The organism is Bacteroides sp. BFG-637 (assembly GCF_024793605.1).
GTDB lineage: Bacteria > Bacteroidota > Bacteroidia > Bacteroidales > Bacteroidaceae > Bacteroides > Bacteroides vicugnae.
The window spans coordinates 4,150,363-4,169,730 of the sequence record NZ_JANUPD010000002.1 but is presented as its reverse complement, the minus strand read 5'-3'; the positions used below and the strand labels follow the sequence as shown (position 1 = coordinate 4,169,730).

At 37.8% G+C, this 19,368-nt stretch carries 14 protein-coding genes and 1 pseudogene; 3 read left to right on the top strand and 12 right to left on the bottom strand.

Going from position 1 to position 19,368, the window contains the following annotated elements:
- The 6 genes and pseudogenes from NXX38_RS16020 to NXX38_RS15995 form a co-directional block, all read right to left on the bottom strand.
- Window positions 1–447, bottom strand: a complete 447-nt coding sequence (locus NXX38_RS16020) for a biopolymer transporter ExbD (RefSeq protein ID WP_258980169.1) — start codon at window positions 445–447, stop codon at window positions 1–3.
- Window positions 431–1,819, bottom strand: a complete 1,389-nt coding sequence (locus NXX38_RS16015; protein ID WP_258980168.1) for a MotA/TolQ/ExbB proton channel family protein — start codon at window positions 1,817–1,819, stop codon at window positions 431–433. Before NXX38_RS16015 ends, NXX38_RS16020 begins: the two co-directional genes overlap by 17 nt.
- Window positions 1,820–2,265: 446 nt before the next feature.
- Window positions 2,266–2,892 carry a hypothetical protein gene (locus NXX38_RS16010; protein ID WP_258980167.1) on the bottom strand — a complete coding sequence of 209 codons (627 nt, stop codon included), beginning with the start codon at window positions 2,890–2,892 and terminating at the stop codon, window positions 2,266–2,268.
- Between the two features lie 69 nt (window positions 2,893–2,961).
- Window positions 2,962–3,147: a hypothetical protein gene (locus NXX38_RS16005; protein WP_122137737.1), complete on the bottom strand. Its 186-nt coding sequence runs from the start codon at window positions 3,145–3,147 to the stop codon at window positions 2,962–2,964.
- 300 nt (window positions 3,148–3,447) lie between these two features.
- Entirely contained in the window at window positions 3,448–4,062 is a 615-nt protein-coding gene (locus NXX38_RS16000) for a hypothetical protein (protein ID WP_258980166.1), read from the bottom strand.
- A 228-nt stretch (window positions 4,063–4,290) separates the two neighbouring features.
- A pseudogene (locus tag NXX38_RS15995) lies at window positions 4,291–5,448 on the bottom strand (VapE domain-containing protein); the annotation flags it as partial.
- A 464-nt stretch (window positions 5,449–5,912) separates the two neighbouring features.
- On the opposite strand from NXX38_RS15995, the gene NXX38_RS15990 reads away from it, so the two are divergent.
- The 3 genes from NXX38_RS15990 (at window position 5,913) to NXX38_RS15980 (ending at window position 8,224) form a co-directional block, all read left to right on the top strand.
- A complete protein-coding gene (locus tag NXX38_RS15990) occupies window positions 5,913–6,551 on the top strand; it encodes an HU family DNA-binding protein (protein WP_258980162.1) in 639 nt (212 codons plus the stop codon).
- Between the two features lie 50 nt (window positions 6,552–6,601).
- Complete coding sequence (locus tag NXX38_RS15985) at window positions 6,602–6,841, top strand: hypothetical protein (protein WP_258980160.1); 240 nt, start codon at window positions 6,602–6,604, stop codon at window positions 6,839–6,841.
- 168 nt (window positions 6,842–7,009) lie between these two features.
- Window positions 7,010–8,224, top strand: coding sequence for an IS256 family transposase (locus tag NXX38_RS15980; protein WP_258980034.1), 1,215 nt, complete (start codon window positions 7,010–7,012; stop codon window positions 8,222–8,224).
- Between the two features lie 284 nt (window positions 8,225–8,508).
- Here the strand turns inward: NXX38_RS15980 and NXX38_RS15975 are convergent, their stop codons facing one another.
- The 6 genes from NXX38_RS15975 to NXX38_RS15950 are packed head-to-tail and all read right to left on the bottom strand — an operon-like array spanning window position 8,509 to window position 19,363.
- Window positions 8,509–10,680: an alkaline phosphatase family protein gene (locus tag NXX38_RS15975; protein ID WP_258980158.1), complete on the bottom strand. Its 2,172-nt coding sequence runs from the start codon at window positions 10,678–10,680 to the stop codon at window positions 8,509–8,511.
- A 5-nt stretch (window positions 10,681–10,685) separates the two neighbouring features.
- A complete protein-coding gene (locus NXX38_RS15970) occupies window positions 10,686–13,178 on the bottom strand; it encodes a M60 family peptidase N-terminal accessory domain-containing protein (protein ID WP_254008927.1) in 2,493 nt (830 codons plus the stop codon).
- Window positions 13,179–13,197: 19 nt separating this feature from the next.
- Window positions 13,198–15,153, bottom strand: a complete 1,956-nt coding sequence (locus tag NXX38_RS15965; protein WP_258980155.1) for a LamG-like jellyroll fold domain-containing protein — start codon at window positions 15,151–15,153, stop codon at window positions 13,198–13,200.
- A gap of 26 nt (window positions 15,154–15,179) precedes the next feature.
- Window positions 15,180–17,033 carry a DUF5008 domain-containing protein gene (locus NXX38_RS15960; RefSeq protein ID WP_258980153.1) on the bottom strand — a complete coding sequence of 618 codons (1,854 nt, stop codon included), beginning with the start codon at window positions 17,031–17,033 and terminating at the stop codon, window positions 15,180–15,182.
- The gene (locus tag NXX38_RS15955) at window positions 17,033–17,800 is read right to left on the bottom strand and encodes a fasciclin domain-containing protein (protein WP_122137731.1); all 768 of its coding nucleotides are present in this window, start codon (window positions 17,798–17,800) and stop codon (window positions 17,033–17,035) included. The genes NXX38_RS15960 and NXX38_RS15955 overlap by 1 nt, the downstream gene beginning before the upstream one ends.
- Window positions 17,801–17,836: 36 nt before the next feature.
- A complete protein-coding gene (locus NXX38_RS15950) occupies window positions 17,837–19,363 on the bottom strand; it encodes a RagB/SusD family nutrient uptake outer membrane protein (protein ID WP_258980151.1) in 1,527 nt (508 codons plus the stop codon).
- Window positions 19,364–19,368: the final 5 nt, after the last annotated feature.

Sequence of the window (19,368 nt, the reverse complement as noted above, 5' to 3'; positions counted from 1 at the left end):
TTAATATGGTTTACTCCCAAGGCGTACACGTGTATGTGTAAACCCTTGTATTTGACACTGGTCGAATATTTCTATCACTGTACTTACCGGCACAGTACGATAAGCCGTCACATCAATATTTGTCTCCACTCCCCGACTATTACGTAAATCTGAAAGAAAAGCACTTAAATCTTTCACAGGCAAGTAAGTGCTTTCACCAGAATAGGCATCGTGTCCTACTACCTGATACACATTCTTCTTCTCATCTACTGAGATAATCACCGCTTCCTCACCCGCCCGTGTAGTGGAAAGGCTTGAAGTCATTGTAGGAAGTGTCAATGGAATCTGCATCTCCCATTTTTTCATCATCGTAGTCACTAAAAAGAAAATAAGCAACAGAAACACACAGTCTATCAAAGGAGACATTTGCACTTCTACTTTATCATCGTCATCATAATTCAGTCTCATGCTTTTCCTCCTTACTATCCAGGTACAATTTGGTTATCACTTCTTCAACTTCAACCTCAACCAATGAAGCCATACGCATAATGCGATTTTTGATAATAAAATATAAAGCAATGGCAGGAGCTGCTATAATCAAACCGGCAGCGGTTGTTATCAATGCTTTGGAAATAGAATCAGACAAGATAGAAGCACCACCTTCATCGCCATATAAAGCAACCAAACCGAATGCTTCGATCATACCTACAACAGTACCTAACAGACCGATTAACGGAGCCAATGAAGCAATAACAGAAAGAGGATAAATACGTGCTAAATGCGTACGAATATCACGTGCAGCCATGTCACCCGCTGTTTGGCTTACAGCTTCACGTCCGGCTTTTACATGCTCGAAAATAAAACGTAGCGAATTGGCCAATGTGGAAGGATATTTATCACATGCAGTCAACGCTCCTTTCAAATCTCCATTTATCAAACATTCATTGACACTTTTACACAAAGGTTTCGGAGCCAAACGGCCTTGACGCGAAGTAATCAATCGCTGGATAGCAATTACAAAAGCAATCACTCCCAATAAATACAACGGATACATCATTGAACCACCTGCCTTGATCTGTGCTCCCCAGTCAATTTGTACTCCCTGATCGACTGCAATACTATCTGATACCGCCTCATTATACATCAATTCATCATCTTCCTCCACTACAGGTACAACAGTAGCAATTTCACTCGGAAGTACTTTCGGAGCATTTTTTATATCATCCTGCGTTTTTGCCAAAAAAATCTCATCAAAACCCGCATCACGTCTTTCAGGACAGATAAATGACATTCCGGTTAATGTAATGTTACCGAAATCCTTCCAAAGATCGCGTGTCATCACCATCCAATGCCCGGGCTTGTCACCAAGATTAAGGCCAGTCAACTGATTAATTAGATCCTTCGGTTCCCCAGCAATATATGTAAAATCATATTTCTTTCCTTTCTGATTAACAGACTTTTCAGATACATGAAATTTCATACCTATTTGTTCTCCTCCCCATTTTACCCATGCAAAGGTGATATAACGATATTCACCCGGCCCAGGATTTTCACGAATGGGAATAGATAGTCCGGTCAGCTCTGCCGGACTTTTAGAAGCATTTACATATATATAGTTCTCGGATTTCTTAGAATACCCTCCATCGCGTACAAATTTACTATCCGGCTTTGTCCATTGAGCACCATCCGGCAGTTTAGTACTAAACAGTTCGTATAGTCCTTTACCGGATTTACCATTCGTTTGTGCCGAAAGCGGGGTAGTAAACAACAGGGTTACTACCAAGATACATACACCTACTATCCCTTTCTTTAAACCAGATTTCATTTTTGTGTAATTCATGTCTATTCTTTTTTATTATTAATTTAAAATTTATAGCCAACGAAAGTCATCGAACTAATTCACAGTGGCAAAGTTCTTAAAAATAATAGAGAAACGGGTATTCTAATCATTCAAAAAGTTCCAAATCTTTGGTATACGACTTTATATGGAGTCTGATAATCATTCAAAGAGGTTCAAAAATAAATCATGCCTGAATCTTCCTTCATAAACTGTTGTTCATATGCTATAAATTAAAAGGTCATCTATCCTAATAATAGACGACCTTTTTAAAACTAACCGAACATCATATCAATATCATCCAAAACCAACTTTTTCAATCAGTAAAAAATGATGATCTCTTATAATATCATAAAGAATCTAATATCAATTTTATAGAATCTCTTTTGAGTTTCCTTTACTATTAAATGAGATGAAACGGAACACGGTTTCACTCTTTCCCGCTTCATTCAATCCCCCAAAGCAGAAATAGCATACACGAGATGACCTGACTTCATCATCCCGTTCGATAATTTGATTGTCTTTTTAACAGGTTTCCGAGGAACGGTGCGCAAAGCCCTCATGATAGTGAAAACGGAATCCACCGCCGCTCTCCGAATCTTGTCATTGCTTTTTCCGGGGTAACGATCCAAAACCTCCCGCATCAGCGTGTTTTGATAATTTCTCATGATTTGAGAACTCTTTGTATAACCTTCAGAGTCCTGCGTAGTAGCCCTCAAACTATCCGCCACCAATTTTGTACGCGGTTGTTTTAGCAGTTCCTGTGCAGTCGTCAGTTTGAAAATGTTATTTTCCATCCTCTTCAGGCATTTCACCAATTCTTTCTTCTCTTCCGTTTTAACATCGCCGGTCTGAGTATTCATTAAAGCGTCCGCTTGCTCTTTTAATCGAGTAAGTTTCTCCAAATATTTACCCCGCAATGCTTCGTATGACATGCCGCCGCGCTCGTCTTTATACAATTCACGATCCAACGCTCTATATTCTTCTGATATTTCTTGCGGAACTTGGGCGTACACACCGTTAGTGCCCCATGAGAGCAAAACCAATAAACTAAAGATAAAGATCATCTCTTTCATATTCCTGTTGTTTAAGTTATTAATAAATTTATAGTAATATCTAGATATTTGCAATAACAGTTATTGGAATTACTCCCAATCATAATAGGAATCATATTCATCTTCAGAACAATCTCTCCTTTCCACTCCGTATTTAAAGATTTTACCACTCATATCCACATCATGCCCTCCACATAACTTTGCTGTATCATAATTATACACAAATGCAGGAACAGCATATTTCAGTTTATCATAATTAATCAGATTGGATAGCAAAATGGAATAAGAACCTCTTTAATCTCGTTATCAAAAAAATAAGTTTGTTCCATATATAGTATCTTTTATAAATAAGCAATCGCATTATGAATTTCGAATATACAAAAATAAGCCATTTCTTTCGTAAAATCATAAAAAGAGAAGAATATACCGGACAATCAAAAATACTACCATTCAACAATTTAAGTTCAAATACGTCCTAAAAGTTGGACAAAAAAACATGTTCTTCAACAGAAATTGTATCACCTCCTTATAAGAACTTAGTAAAACCACTTCCCAATTACCACGTATTCATTCATGTCAATACTTTATTATATATTCATCAAAATTAGACAGTGTCTGATATCTATTTACATTTAATAGTTTTTTTAATCTATTCCTACTCCTTAATACAGATTCCTCCTTAATACCCAGTAAGGTTGCAATCTCCCGATTGGAGAACCTCAAACGAATCAAACAGCATAAACATAACTCCCTCTGTCCAAGTTGTGGATATGCATACAATAAACGCGAATAAAATCGGTCCGAGATCATATCCGAAAAATAAAAAAGTTTTTTCCATTCTTCTACTGAGCAATTTAATATTATAGTAGAAGTATTCTTCTTCAATAATATATAAAAATGAAACGCCTCAATATCAGACTCTGTAATTACATTATTCACAACTAAAGGAAGTCCTTTAAAAATCAACCGAAAACGCTTCACATCCATTTCCAGGTCATTTTTAGCTTTTATTTCTTTTACAAGCTCCTTTTTTATTTTTTCGATCTCCATTCTTGCCAATAACTCACATTCTTTTCTTATATGTATTTCTCTATATTGTCTATAAAAAACAACTAATATAATCATTACCAATACCAAGTTTATCCAATACGCATTAGATGTAACAATATTATTCCAATCATCAAATGTCATTTGTTCCTAAAAATTTTATAAGTATACAATATTGTTATTTATTAGAATTATCGTGCAAATATCCTGAAAATATTACTCCAATAAGTACCCATATCATTCAAAAAGGTTCATTTTTCAATCTGACATTCAATTTAAACAAAATAAATAAAATCTCTTCACCCTTCACAGCACCTTCCTATAGGGCAATAGCGGGTGAAGGGACCTCCTTCACCACCAAGTTCACACTCCTCAAACCGATATTACCCGATATACATTTCCAAACTTAGTATGTTTACGTTCTATCCCCACCGCTACCAATATTTGCGCCAAACTTGCCGGATTGACACCACGCATAGCTGCAGGATTCCTCTTTTTTAAACATTGAAATATATCAGCCGCAGAAAGAAGATCACACTCCTCTTCTCTTTCTGCCGGTCGATAACAAGCACGCAGTACATCTTCCACTGGTCCTTGACGGTAAAACGCCATATTGTTCCTTTGCAATTCCTGTTCTTCTTCTTTCGTAAACCAATAACGTTGACCTGACAAGATTGCCACTTTCAATTGTGAATAAAGTTGTTCATATTCAATCGCTTCACAATCAATAGGGCGCTCTACTTCCACGCAAATAAACCTGCGGCTACCAGTCGGGTCAGTAAGCAAATCTTTCCTGTTAGACGTACCAATAAAAGAAGCAATACGAGGCAAGGAGCGGTAATTTTTCTGATATGCTTTGCATAGCCTCAATGAAGACATCTGCATCAGATTCTTCAACAATGGCATTTTTGCAGGAGAAAACTTATCAAATTCATCCAAATTGAGAAGTCCCATCTCCGCCAGTCTACGCTCCACATTTCCCTGACTTGTTAAATCCACCTTATCCATATAATAACACCGAAGCACAGGAGGAAGCAAATATTTACAAAAAGTAGATTTAAAATATCCCTGTTCCGTACTGATGAGCAAGGGAGCAACACTATTCGCATGATCTCCCATTACCCCCATCCATTGTGCCGTCATCCCCAGCATCCAAATGCGGAATCCTTTTTCCCATAACGGATTTTCCGAAACCCGTCGTGCCAATGCGGACACACGGTCTATCCCATCCCACTCAGGTAATTCATCCAGATAAAGCCTGAAAGGATGATATTCAGCTATGCGGGTAGAATAAATACAACGTGACAGATCACGATCCCAGCATCCAATACCGGCCTCATGCGCTTCAAGGCAGAAAGTGTTCAACACACGTTGATTTACAGGCTGAAGTCCCTCGTTCATCCGTTCCAACAAACGAAATTCAGTTTCTTCCGTCAGAACATTATAACGGAAATCATAATGAGATTTCAAAAAAAGGTCTACACTTGCAGTCAAATTTTTCGCTTTAGAAAGTGAGCCCTTCTCTTTATTTCCTTCCTATCTTTAGACACCTCATAACAACTAACCGAAGACTTTGATATTTCTTCCAGTAATCCTTCACACTCTCCGCTTTTACAAAAGCGGTTTACAAACTTCTGCCATAATGAAAGCAGCACACTTTTCTTGTCCATAAAATTTCGTTTTTAGTATTTAATGGATGCGAATATAATATCCGGAATATGGGATTTACAACTTTTTAATCCCTTCATTTTTATAAAAATGAACTTGGCATTTTACCTTATTGTTTCTTGTTTATCTCCTAATTAAACCTTATCTTTGATGCGGACATTTATTATTTATCACAATAATGATAATATCTTATCACAGTAATGACATATACATATCACATTAATGATAAGCACTTATCACAGCAATGATAAGTAACAAATATCAAGAAGAAAATTAAGGAATATCAGGAAGATAATCTACAAACATCTAAAGAAAAAAGAAAGACTATGGCAGTACAATTTGAACTATATAAGACTCCGATGCCGAAGGAGAAGAAAAACAAGGTAAGGTATCATGCACGTCCGATTAGTTATGAAACAGTAAATACAGAGAAATTGGTTTACCGCATTCACGAGCGCTGTTCTTTAAGCCCGTCTGATGTGATAGCAACTTTGGAAGAACTGAAATACGAAGTGGCACAGTGTCTTAAAGAAGGAAAAAAGGTACATATCGACGGATTGGGATATCTACAAGTAACTCTTTCCTGCGAAGAAGAAATACGGGATCCTAAAGACAAGCGAGTACATAAAGTAAAGCTGAAAGCAATCAAATTCAAAGCAGATAAAGAACTGAAAGCCGAACTTTCTGATATGGAATTTCACCGTTCGAAATATAGGCCGCATTCTGCCGGACTTTCCGAAGTGGAGATAGATATGGAATTGACAAAGTATTTTTCGGAAAACCAACTTATCACCCGAAAAGACTTCCAGTACCTCTGCGGAATGACACAAATTACTGCATACCGCCATATTAAAAGACTAATCGCAGAAAAGAAGTTGCAAAACAAAGGGACTACCCACCAACCCATTTATACACCCGTTCCGGGCAATTACAGGGTTTCGGTAGCTGTGAAATACAAAGAATAAGAATATAAAGGTAATGCAAAACAATAAATTATTTATATTTGTAGATGCCATTGAGTAAAAACCAATTAATGTTTTTTACTGGTGAGAAAAAATACAAAGAGGTAGATTATATACTGAAAAAGAAAAGTCGTATAGTAACGATTGAAGTAAAAAGCAATAGCGAAACCTACAATGCAGGACTCGAAGAAATCAGAAAAATGTATCATCCATACGCAACAATGGTTGTTGGAGAGGGAGGTATGAAAGTAGAAGATTTTCTAAGTATCAACCCTGTTAAGTTATTTAAATGAAAGAGTGATGAAACCTCTCCTCCTTCACCCGCTTTCCCTTTCTGGATAAGGATTCCAGTAAAAAGGTGAAGGAGGTACTAAAAATACACTTTTCATTTGTAACGAGAATGTAATTTAAACTGTGTCAGGAAAGAAAAAAGAATTAACTTTGCTAACACAGTTTTTTTTATGAACGAAGAATTTGATTTTGAAAGTATTAAGAACAAGGCTCTCGAACAACTTAAATCGGGTAAATCCTTGTTAGGTAAAGATGGTGCTTTTGCTCCTCTTTTAGAAAGTATTCTTAACGCCGCCTTGGAAGGTGAGATGGATGCGCATCTTAGTCCAACAGAGCGTGAAGAGGGTAATCGCCGTAATGGCAGGATGCATAAGCAGGTTCAAACTCCCTTAGGGGAGGTTACTGTTTCCACTCCCCGTGATCGTAATTCCAGCTTTGATCCTCAGTTTATAAAGAAGCGTGAAACGGTTCTTGCGGAGAGCGTTTCTGATCGTATTATCGGTTTGTATGCTTTGGGTAACAGTACGCGTCAAATCAGTGATTGGATGGAGGAAAACTTAGGTAATCGTGTATCTGCCGATACAATCAGTTCAATCACCGATCGTGTACTTCCGGAAATAAAGGCTTGGAAGTCTCGCAGTCTTGATTCTGTTTACCCCATTGTTTTCATGGATGCTATTCATTATAAAGTAATGGATGATCGCGGTCAGTCTGTCAGCCGCGCTATCTATAATGTTTTGGGAATAGACTCGGAAGGTCATAAAGAACTTTTAGGGATGTATATTGCTCATAGCGAAGGCGCTAATTTTTGGTTGTCCGTCCTTACGGATCTTCAGAATCGTGGTGTGAAGGATATTCTGATAGCTTGTGTAGATGGCCTGAAAGGTTTTCCTGATGCTATTGCGAGTGTTTATCCTGATACTACTGTCCAACTTTGTATTGTCCACCAAATTCGCAACTCCATCAAATACGTAGCCAGCAAGAATCAAAAGGAATTTATGAAAGACCTTAAACTTGTTTACAAAGCTGTAAGCAAAGAAACAGCTGAAATGGAACTGGATAATTTGGATAAGAAATGGGGAAAACTTTATCCTATTGTGATAAAATCATGGAGGGATAATTGGGAACGGCTATCTGCGTATTTCCAATTTACTCAAGGTATTAGAACACTTATCTACACTACTAATACTGTTGAAGGATATCATCGGCAGATTCGTAAGGTTACCAAAAACAAGGGCATATTCCCTACGGATACAGCCCTTGAAAAATTGGTTTATCTTGCTTACCGGAACGTACGTAAAAAGTGGACTATGCCTATTGCTAATTGGGCTATAATTGCACAACAATTAGCAATTAAATTTGGAGAACGATTGATTTTAATCTAATTTTGTCGCTCGTCGGGACGGGTGGTCCCGCCCCTTGCCGCTGGGCGTTCCCCGACCGAAGAGATTTTAGAGAAAAGAAGGCTTGACACAGTTTATTTTACGCTCCCTTTGTAACTCCAATTTACGTATTAATACTATCTATCTTATATTACCCTAATTATTCGCATATACATTTCCTGCCCTATACACTTTCAATTATTTCTAGATTCAAGAAGTAATATATGTATAAAACAAAGGGTATCTCGCAAGACACCCTTATCAAACTTATCCTATTAAAAAAATCCTTATTTGTCATAATCGCGCCATTCCAAATCTTTCGTATAATCACCTAAGAACATTCCGCGCCATACGACTTTTTTACTTTCGGCCTCATACGAGCTAGCTACACCATCCAATTTAGAGGTTTTAAATTTCTGATCTCGTGTAGTTTCGGTTGGAAAAGAAACTCCCATCCATTCCAAAACAGCAGGCACTGGTAACACACTTTCCATCATTCTTCCATCAGTCAACATCGTCTGATATAGCGTATTAGGCATAGTCATATAACGTAATATATCACCTTCCTCTTTTTTAATATTGGTATAATAACTCTTACCATCGGCACCTACTATTTTCTTCCGCAAGCGAATACCCTCCGTCGGTATATCTCTATATTCATATTCAACCACTTCCTTACCATCTTCTCCTATTGATCGATTCTTCACAAAACGTTTCTTCACAGTCTTTATCTGATTGACTACGATTGAGTCATCCTGTATGTATAAACCATTATCTCCCTTATAGAATTGCCAATAGCCAATAAGATGCTGGTAATTAGGATCAGAAGAAGTCAACTTCAATTTATTGCTATAATTTACAACCTCCTCTGGTGCAAACTCTTTATTCCAAATACGAATTTCAAGAATATAACGGCATGAGTTTCTCATTCCACCATTAATCTCCAAATTTGTATTATCTGTAAAATATTGCTTTTCCCAGTCGACCTCTTTCTCTATAATGGTACCAGATGGCGTTTTCTTTATCCCGTCATAATAATTATACAAAGCAAGTTTTCCTCTCCGCTTGAAAATAGACTTTGTATATGGAGGAGTTATATTCCCCCATTGATCACCACCCACATAATTACCATTTTGGTCATATTCATTACCAGCCTCTTCCTTCTTCTCGATATATGCCTCTGAATTATAAAGTCTCATAGTAGAAGTCAACGTATGAACCATAGGATTCAGAAAATTAGCTGCTCCGTTTTGTGACATGGTTCCATCACTTTGTCCAAAAAAGGAAGCTGCTCCAGATGTATAAGTATGGTCTAACTTTACATACCAATTTCCTTTCTTAAGAATATTTATCCCATCCTGATTCCAGGGAACATAACTATGGCTATTAGAAGGTCTTGCCGCCATTATGAATTCAACAGTCATTCCACCATCTAATGAATCAGGTGAATAAATCTGGCGCATAGTCGCAATATCTTTCAAGTCTGGAGTACGAGTTATGGAATCAATAACTGTTCCATAAAATGACTGGTCAAAACACAAGACATCTTCTATTACTCCTGGATTCATCTCTTTCGACTGTGTAAAGTGATCATAATAAAAAACACCAAACATATTTCGTTCTTCCAAAGACATCCCTCCATAAGTACCATTAGCTGTTCCGCCATGATTAGAAGTGACAACTACCAACCAATCTTCGTAATAATAATTCGGACGTGCTCTAACAGCATCCAGCAACTGACCTATATAATCATCCATCTTCGACATAGCTTCCACATAAGCGGTATTTCCTGTATTCCATCCTCCTCCACTCACTGCAGCATCTAAAACACTTCGAAAAGAAAGATAAATTACCCGGTTATTTTCTTCATCAATATTTTGCAAAGCTTTACTCAATGTTTCCTCATCCGAAGTAGAGGTGATTGTTACGCTTGCTTCATCCAATAATTTATCATTCAGCGTTTTCCATGGCGTAATAGCTAATGTTTTCATTGATTTGTTATAATCAGTAATATACTGAAAAAAGCCAGGATAAGCCTTCAATGATTCATCAAAATCCGGATCAAACACTTGTTCCGACTGATAAGTATTATCCGACATTCCGTGTCTCAATGGTATATTGCCGGTCAACATTGAAGCAGATGCAATTGCATTTTCCGCTGTAGATGTATAGTTCTCTCCTTCCACATGCTCCGCTTCCATCCCATTCCAAGAATAACGACTGTGAGGAAGCATCCCCTTTATTGTTCCATTCTCGGGAAAAGCATTTTTTGCCAAATCTCCTCCTCCAGCACCATCGAGATTAATCCAAAGCACATACTTTTCAATAGAGGCACGGCTTGCTGTTTTGCCTTCCTCTTCCACTTCCATAGGCGTATCATATTTGGTACATGCAGTCAGTATACTTCCCAATACCATTACTACCAAGAAGCCACATTTCCATATCTGTTGTGTTTTCATATTTATCAATCCTCCTTAAAATAAAACGTTCCAAACTCTGCAATCTTCTGTATACGGTTCAGGTATTTGTTAGCAAATTCCGGACGGTTAGGTTTTTCATCAACCGGAAAATTTGCGGGACGGTCTTTTGCCACGTGACTATCTGTATCCATAATTAGACGGATTCCTGTCACCCCGCTCTGTCTTGCAAACTCTACATAGAATGTATTACGCCGATCCGGCCAAAACTGCTGCCCATTAACTTTACCTCCTTTCGGATCATCTTTTGAATCATAGACGCGTCTCCACTGAATATCTTTAATATTGGTATACAACGTATCTATATCATCATAACTCAACTGATCATTCGTTACCTCTACCATAATATGTTGAGGGTGAAAATCATATTTCTGATAATCCTTCACATCACCATTATAAATAGATGCTTCGGAATTATAATCACCAAACGCCACATAAACTCCATCTATATCTATTCCCACATTTCCTGGCTGAACCACTAGAGAATAAGGGTAATCAGGAGTCTTTGCTCCATAATATAACTTGTCTACTTTAAAAGCATATTTCTGCTCTCCATCAAACCACTTTACATCTGTATAAGGATCATGATAAGAGGACCAGAGTGTACTAGGATCATTATCAAAAAGATTATAAGGTGAACAATACGCTTCATTATATTTATCAGGATTATCCTCCAAATTAGTCAAATGCTTGTTTCCAAAGAAATTATAGCTGTAATTTTTTGCCTTCAAATTGTCTTCTTCACCCGAATAAGCAACTACGGCCCAGTCAGAACGTAAATGCAGGTACGGATATTTCCCAGACAATGTTTGAAATGCCTTTCCATCAAATACTGCAGTTTCATTCTTCTTTAACGGATTATAATCCCATATACGTTTTTCCACATGCTTATACTTGGCAGCTTCTACACGCTGTGCATCTCCTACCATAATTCCCCAACGATCGAATAATTGAGAAAAGTCGCGTTCAAAATAAGTAGTCAAACAAGTTAGCATAGCATCCTGCATATTCAATCTTCGAGAGGCAGGCAATAGTTCACTTTGTTTTTTTAAAAAGCGATTGAGATAACCGAAGTACTTCCAACCATCTTTATCTGCATCAACTTGCTCATAACTCAATATGGCAGAAAAAAAAGAGAGTACAGCAGGCCAAGTCTGTGCACTTCCATAATCAGATTCCACAGATCCCCCCACATTCTTATTAAATATTTTACAACTATCAGCATTTGCAAAAGCCGCTAAATTTGTAAAGGCTGATGAAAGCAACTGATAAGAAGTACTAGCCATAACATTGGTTCCTTGTTTCTTACCTGAAAACAAATTAGAGGTATTTGTCTCTCCCCACCAACCATTTTTATATAGAAAATAATAATTAGGCATCAGTAAATACATATTCTTGAAATCTGACAAAGTAGTTGAAGGAAAATAAGTTGGGATATACATATCTGTCTGTATCCATCCCATAATGTGACAAATATTTATAGCATTCTGCTTAATCAGTTCAGGATCAGTAATAGCGTCAATCACCTCTTCAGAAGAGAGTAATTCCACATTTGTTGTACTGTAATATGAGAAACGTTCAGTCAATAAGTGCACATCCATCACCTCCCTGAACGGAAACCCTAATACAGGGAAGTCAGGATAGTTCTCTATATCTTCTCCGTCAAGCCCATAAAACTCGTTGTAACAAAGCATCCAATCGTTCCACAATCGAAGAGCCTCATCCATTTGAGTTACAAAGGTCTTACCCTGCTGTAATTTCTGCTTCATGTACTTCACGGGGACAGAAAAAGCCATCTGCTCTCCCCGCAATTCAATCCATGGTACTGTTGTCTCATTTATTTTCTGTATCCATTCGTCCGCATCAGTTTCTCCCTGTATATAATCAGGAGCTGCATATGCACCTTTTACTTTCACGGAAATCGTAGGAGCATCAGAATTGTTAGCTCCTGTACGCTTGATCCAAATATATCCACCGTAAGGATTACGAATCTCATTGGTCCCCTGAAACAATGGCATAGCTGATGTTATTTTTGCATCACGTTCCAAATAAGCTGTTCCTACTAAAGAAGAAAGATCACGTGTATGAACCCCTATCTGCACAATCAGCCCTTTCACATCATCATCCAACGTCAATGTTATTTTTTCACCTGCTCCTGCATACAATCCGGTACTATAAATAGCTGGTGCCACTGCTTTCAGGTTTACCTTATCCGACGCAACCGAATTGCGGGACAAATCTATATTCACAATAGCCTCATCAAGTCGTTTCTCCTTCAATGTATCCACTAATCCTGGAAAAGCACGTGCACGATCATAATGGCTGACATCAATACCTCCTCCTTCGTAATAATCACCTCCCGTTTCAGACACGTAATCATCCGTATTAGAGACAATTCCCTCAAAGTCTTTATCTTCGCACGCTATCGCTCCCCACACAAGTCCTATGGTCAGAAGCATATAAACTATCTTATCTTTCATTTTCTGTAAAATTTAAGCATTAATTGTTTTCATCCGAAAGTTGAGTATAAGTTAACTTCCAGGCCTTTCCTTCCATATTCCAATCCCATCGCACTGTCTTTCCAAGCCAAGAAAATACCTGACGAGAAACGTCTACCGTATTAAATGTTTTACTATAATATGTTATATCTGACTCGGGAATAGGATGCATACCTGAAGATACCTCACTACCCGATGTCCATGCATTAGCTACACCACGGTCTATAACAAAATCATCAGAATCATCATTTTCCTTATTATCTTTGGCATAATTCTTCATAATCGGTTCTAACTGATCTTCCTCTAAATCACAGGGCCAATATCCTACCAAGTTATCCCAAAGAGGATACGCATCCGCCAATTTATGAAGTTGATTCTTTCCGGCATATAATTCCACCTCTTCTGCAGTCAAAGCTTTATTGTAAATCTGGAGATTCGATACATACATATAATTCTTTGATTGCTGCCCTTTTGTATTCCTTTGAGTATTTTGAGAATCCCTGTTTTCTGTTCCTCCGATACGTAATGGCGCTTGTTTGGATGTTGCCAAACTAGGAGTCGCAGCATACCATTTTACCATATTAGCATTTGTCTGGCTACTAGAATTATTTAATTTTCCATCTAAATATATGGTCAACAATGTATTCACCTTTTTCTTGGGATCTGGTTCCAGCGTCAGTGTAACCACATGCCACTCTCTCCAATCAAGATCAAGAACGTTTTCGTTTTGAGTCTGGAATATTGCTCTTTTATCCCCAAAGCCAAAACAAATACGTCTATTACTATTATCTTGATTAAAATGAAAAAACCATCCATTAGCTTCCTTGTTATCTTCATTCATATCAGTACTCTTAGACATAATAACATATTTCTGGGATCCCAATGTACTAGCTCTCAAGAAAAACTGAATTGTAATAGGGGCTATTTCTTTTGTCGTTGGGTCAAAGACAAACTCTCCCATTTCCAAATTTCCCAATCGTGCTGATTCCGCATACGTTGTAGGATTCGGATATCGGTTATCATATGAATAAGCAGGAGTATAGAAAGTATAAGCTAACGCAGAATTACCCGGAGTGACCTGTACTGTGGATTCCAGATTAGGATTATACATCAATGTGAACGTATTTCTTGTTCTGTCGTCGTAATGGGTAGCAGGGGATTCCATAGATGAACAACTCCCTCCATAATTAGAGGTTACTATAATCAGCCATCTTTCTCGGGTATAGCCGGGACGCTCTTTCAACGCATTCCAAAATTCTCCGATATAGCTATCCAATTTTCCAATAGCATTCGAAACATCCTCTGTCGGATCTCCATTATCCTTATAAAAAATTCCATCAGCCGCATCGACTACCCCTTTGAATTGTGCAACAACCAAATCGGATGTTTGCGGTAATTGCAGTTCTTCCAAAACATGTTCTTTAACAGCCTCATCCCCTCCTACTAATTCAGGAGCGTTCATATCATCCGAACTAAAAGCTGCATGAAACCGATTACTGGCTGCGTACATACTAACAGAAGCACCAGCATCTACCAGTCTTGACAAAAAGTTATCTACTGTTCCGGCCTGTTCTAATTGCGTTTCTGTCTTTATGCCATGTGCTGTATTGCCTGTCATTAAATTAGCCCATCCACGTGCTCCTGTCATTTGTTCATCATTGACCAATTTATTGGTTCCATCCGCCAATCCATAATCAGTATACATCGCATGAGCAATCATTGTTTTCAGATTGGGAGTTTTATCAGCATTTCTAGCAGACTGCACTGAGCGTCCGGCGGCACCATCCATCACTATAAGCAGTACATGTCCCGAGTCATAATTGGAACCTGATGCCGGGTAATTGTAGCGCAACGAATCTTCCATCGTGCCGTCACAACTCACGGCAGCCAATAACAACATTCCCGTCATACACCTACACACCACTTTTCTTATTGTTTTGTAGTTCATTGTTTCCATCTTGTTTCTCTTCGTTTTAAGGTTACTCATTCATACGTATTTACCACATTCTTCACATCCACTTTCAACATCACAATATTATTCATTCGTTTACCATCAAAAGAAGTGAAGTCACCAGTCAACAATAGCCCGTTGGCATAATCTGATGTCAAGGAATATTGTGCATCATACAATTCACCATAGAATCTGCCAGGCACATTAAATTCTTGAATGGCATTACCTTTCATATCCAAAATCAAAAATCCCTGACGAGTAATTCCTGCATATTTATTAAATGTCCCGGAAATAACAAGATGTGGTTTATGTATGTCGGAATAAGGAGTCAAATCGACTATTTTTGCAAAATTAGGTCTTCCACCTTCCATTTTTTTCAATTCAAATTCTATATCAAAAGTACCATCTACATTTAATACAGCTAATCCAGGAACCGATTTTCCATTGAAAGTAGTAAAACCACCTACAATAACAATACGTTCTTGCGGTATTCCTTCTTCATCAGTGTAAGACGTGTAAGTTATCTTAGTTATCTCTCCATCAGCACCAGCGCCAACATTTGCACTAAAAGCATCATCCACTACTCCATTCTTATCTAACTTTACAATATTATTTGCAGTTTTACCATCAAATGCAGTCAAATCACCAACAATAATGATTGACTCATCATTTGTCATACATGCATCCTTTATTTCTCCATTCGCTCCTGGCAATGCTTCCTCCGGAGTGACAATACTTCGGCGATACCCCAAATCCAAAGTTCCGTATTCATCCATCCTCATCACTGATTTAATCGCTGTATATATCTCTGCAGGTATAATGGCTTTACCGTCTGTGCTACAAGTCGTATTTTCATAGTCTATATGTACATGCCATCTGGAATTAGTAACAGCTATTATTTTTCCATCTGTTGTACTGAAAGCACGTATAATTCCATTTAACATATCTGTACCTCCATTGAAAACCGGAATATTTATCTCTTTCATATTACCATCAGGATCCGGGAATTTTCTTTTCTCCGTCATAACCGTCATATCATTATTCACTAAAAGCACATTCCTAAAACTAAACCCATCCAACGTTACTGAAGACCACCTTTCATAATCATTGAACCAACCATATAACAATGCTTTAGGTGATTCCTTATCTGCTTTCCAAGAATCCATACCACTTAACTTAGCAGAATAAGAAGAAATCGTATTTCCATCATCAACATATATACGCCAATATATCCCATATTTAAGCGCAAACTTATTAGCTGTACCAAAATTTATCAGGCCCTTCTCATTATTAACCATCAAAAGTCCTGCATACGAGCTATTTTTACTTTGCTCGAAATCACCACACAAATAAAATTCTGTAGTTTGTTGGGTATTACCCGACCAAGGTACACAAGCAAAAATAGAACCGTGACTCGGACCAGTCTTATAAAACTCAAAACCCTGATCGACAGATACACTACCTGATACATTAAAATAAGGTCCGTAAAAGATCTGATTTTCCAAAACTAAATAAGTTGTTCCCGAACTTACATTTTCCGGTATAATAATGGTCAAGGTAGAATCAGTAGCAGCCGCAATTTCACACTGCTCATCGGATATATAAAACTCAAAATCGAATTTATTTTCAGCTTTATGAGAGTATTTAGCCAATCCAGCAGCTTTAAAGGTAACCTCCGCACCTGGTCCAGCAGTCTCTGGATCAGGCGTTTCCGAGAGCAACTTCACAGTTAGTGGTTCACGCCCGCCCGAATAAGGATTTTCTTTGATAGAATCTTCTTCGTCAGCATTACAACTGGCTACGGCCAATGACAAAGCAACCATACACAGTATCCCTATTGCTTTGCGCAGCTGCTCTCTGTTATTATCGCAATATCTTTTATTCATTATTCTTCATCTTTTAGTAAGTGTTCTTCATCTTCTTCTTTACCAACAGTCATCCGGTTCTTGTCTGGATAATCAATACCAGCCTCAAGTGCTTTTCTATACAAGGCTGAGATACTAAATCCAAGGTAATGATCAAGCCTGATAACATGTACGATACCGTTATGAGGTTCTATATTACAAGATGACACATAAGCATATTCCGGATACCCAAAATCTTGATAGGCGTACATAATCTGTCTATAGCCTGCATATTTAATTCCATTCGCATCACCATAGCAAACTCCCATCGTCATCTTATAACTTTTATCATAAGTAAGATTAGTCTGTCCCGGATGCATGCTTATTGCTGTAGTATCTATCTGTGCAATATCATTCAATCGGTATTTACCCTCCATCACATACATACCGATAAGATCTTCCCAAACCTCGGATTTTACTTGTGAAAGGTCCGTGATCTGATCTTTCCCTTCATAATTATACAAATAATAGTTTAGACGATTAACGCTCTTATCAATGGAGAAATCTGTAGGAGCAAAAAAAGTAACCTCTTCATTACTCAAGATATCGTTCCATTTCGTCAATTTGATTACTTTTACCAAATCCTCAAACAAGTCGGGGCGAGACTCCAGATACTGCATTACATTTCCATCGAAATAAGGGTTACTAATTCCTCCGTCTACCAAGTAATCATCATTATTACAACTACTCATCAAAAGAGTAAGTAGTAATATGCATATTCCATAAACCGTTTTTCTTATATTTTTCATGACCTTCGTATTATATTTGCTCTTTTATCATAGTCATTATTCCCAATAAATATTCTTAGACATATAAGGATTATTATCCAGTGCACCTTTATAGATTGGCCATGTCCAAGAACCTTGTCGCAAATTTGCCATCGTCTCACGGTGTCCGCTATCATCAGAGAACACTGCAAAAGAAGCATCTGCTATTTTCATTGTTCGTACCAGATCATAAAAATACTGCCCTTCTCCTAACAATTCGCGTACACGTTCCCAGTAAATAGAGGCATCCAAATCATCTTCCATTGTAAAATCAGGAGCTCCTGCCCGTTGTCTGATACGGTTAACCTCTTGTAATGCTTTCTCCACTTCTCCCAAATTATTGAGTGCTTCTGCATATAGTAAGATTACATCAGCAAGACGAAAAACAATATAATTACCCGCATTCGGGATAGTGCTGGATTTATATTCATCTGCATTCAACAACTTAATAATTTCTATCGGACGAATACTTGAACTTCCACCTGTTTCCTCTTCACGATATAAATAATTGAACCAATATTCCTTTCTCAAATCCTTTGTCTCTTTCGGATAAAGTTGGGTTAGAAAGGCCTCGCTATATGCAAATTCTGGTTTCGTCTGGTTTCGGACTTCATACACAACCTTCGTACACCACATATTATCTGTATTAAATATTTCGCCCATTGTAATATTCTGTGCTATTTCAAACAATCCCTCATTAGAGTCTCCCCTAAACACATTGGACATCTGTTCCATTGGCTGCAAGGAATAATATGTACCATCAATCCACGAATCGATTTCAGCCAAGCGTTTCACTTCACTATAATATGTATGAGCATTGTCTGCATCGAAAAAAGCCAGCCACATATTGATGTGCATCATTAATGCCAATACAGAACCACGATTAGCACGCCAACTCCCATTTCCATTTCGCCAACGCAGAATTTTTCCTTCCGGATCATTATCTAGAAATGTTTGCAAATCTACCAGACAGTTCTTAAGTACCACAGACTTATCAGTACGAGGCAATGGATTGGCAAAATAGGCTTCCGTATAATAGGGAACATCACCAAACATACGCACCATAAAAAAATAAGCCAAACTGCGTAAAAAACAACATTCCGCCCGATACAGTTCCACCTCTTCTCCTAATAGTCCCTGAATATTGGTAATTTCTTCCATCATGATATTGGCACCTTGCACAACTCTATACATGTTCTTCCAGTTATAAATAGCTCCACAGTCCTTCGAACTACCCTCTTCTTTACTATCCTTTACTCCCTTATAATCTTTCATATTGTTCTGAATCAAATACAGATAATTTTTTGTACTCTGCCCTGTAATAGGAGCACAACGTACATCTCCAGAATAAAGGAAAAAACCGCATGATGTAGTAGCCGTACGCAAACTTTGATATATACTAAGCATAAAAGCTTCAGCATTAGCCGGCGATCCACTCCAAAATTTATCTCCCGGCATCTTATCTTCATCATCCGTATCCAATTTGCATCCGCAAAACGTGGATGTAAAAATCAAAAGCAAACCTATTGATATATATTTTAACATAACCT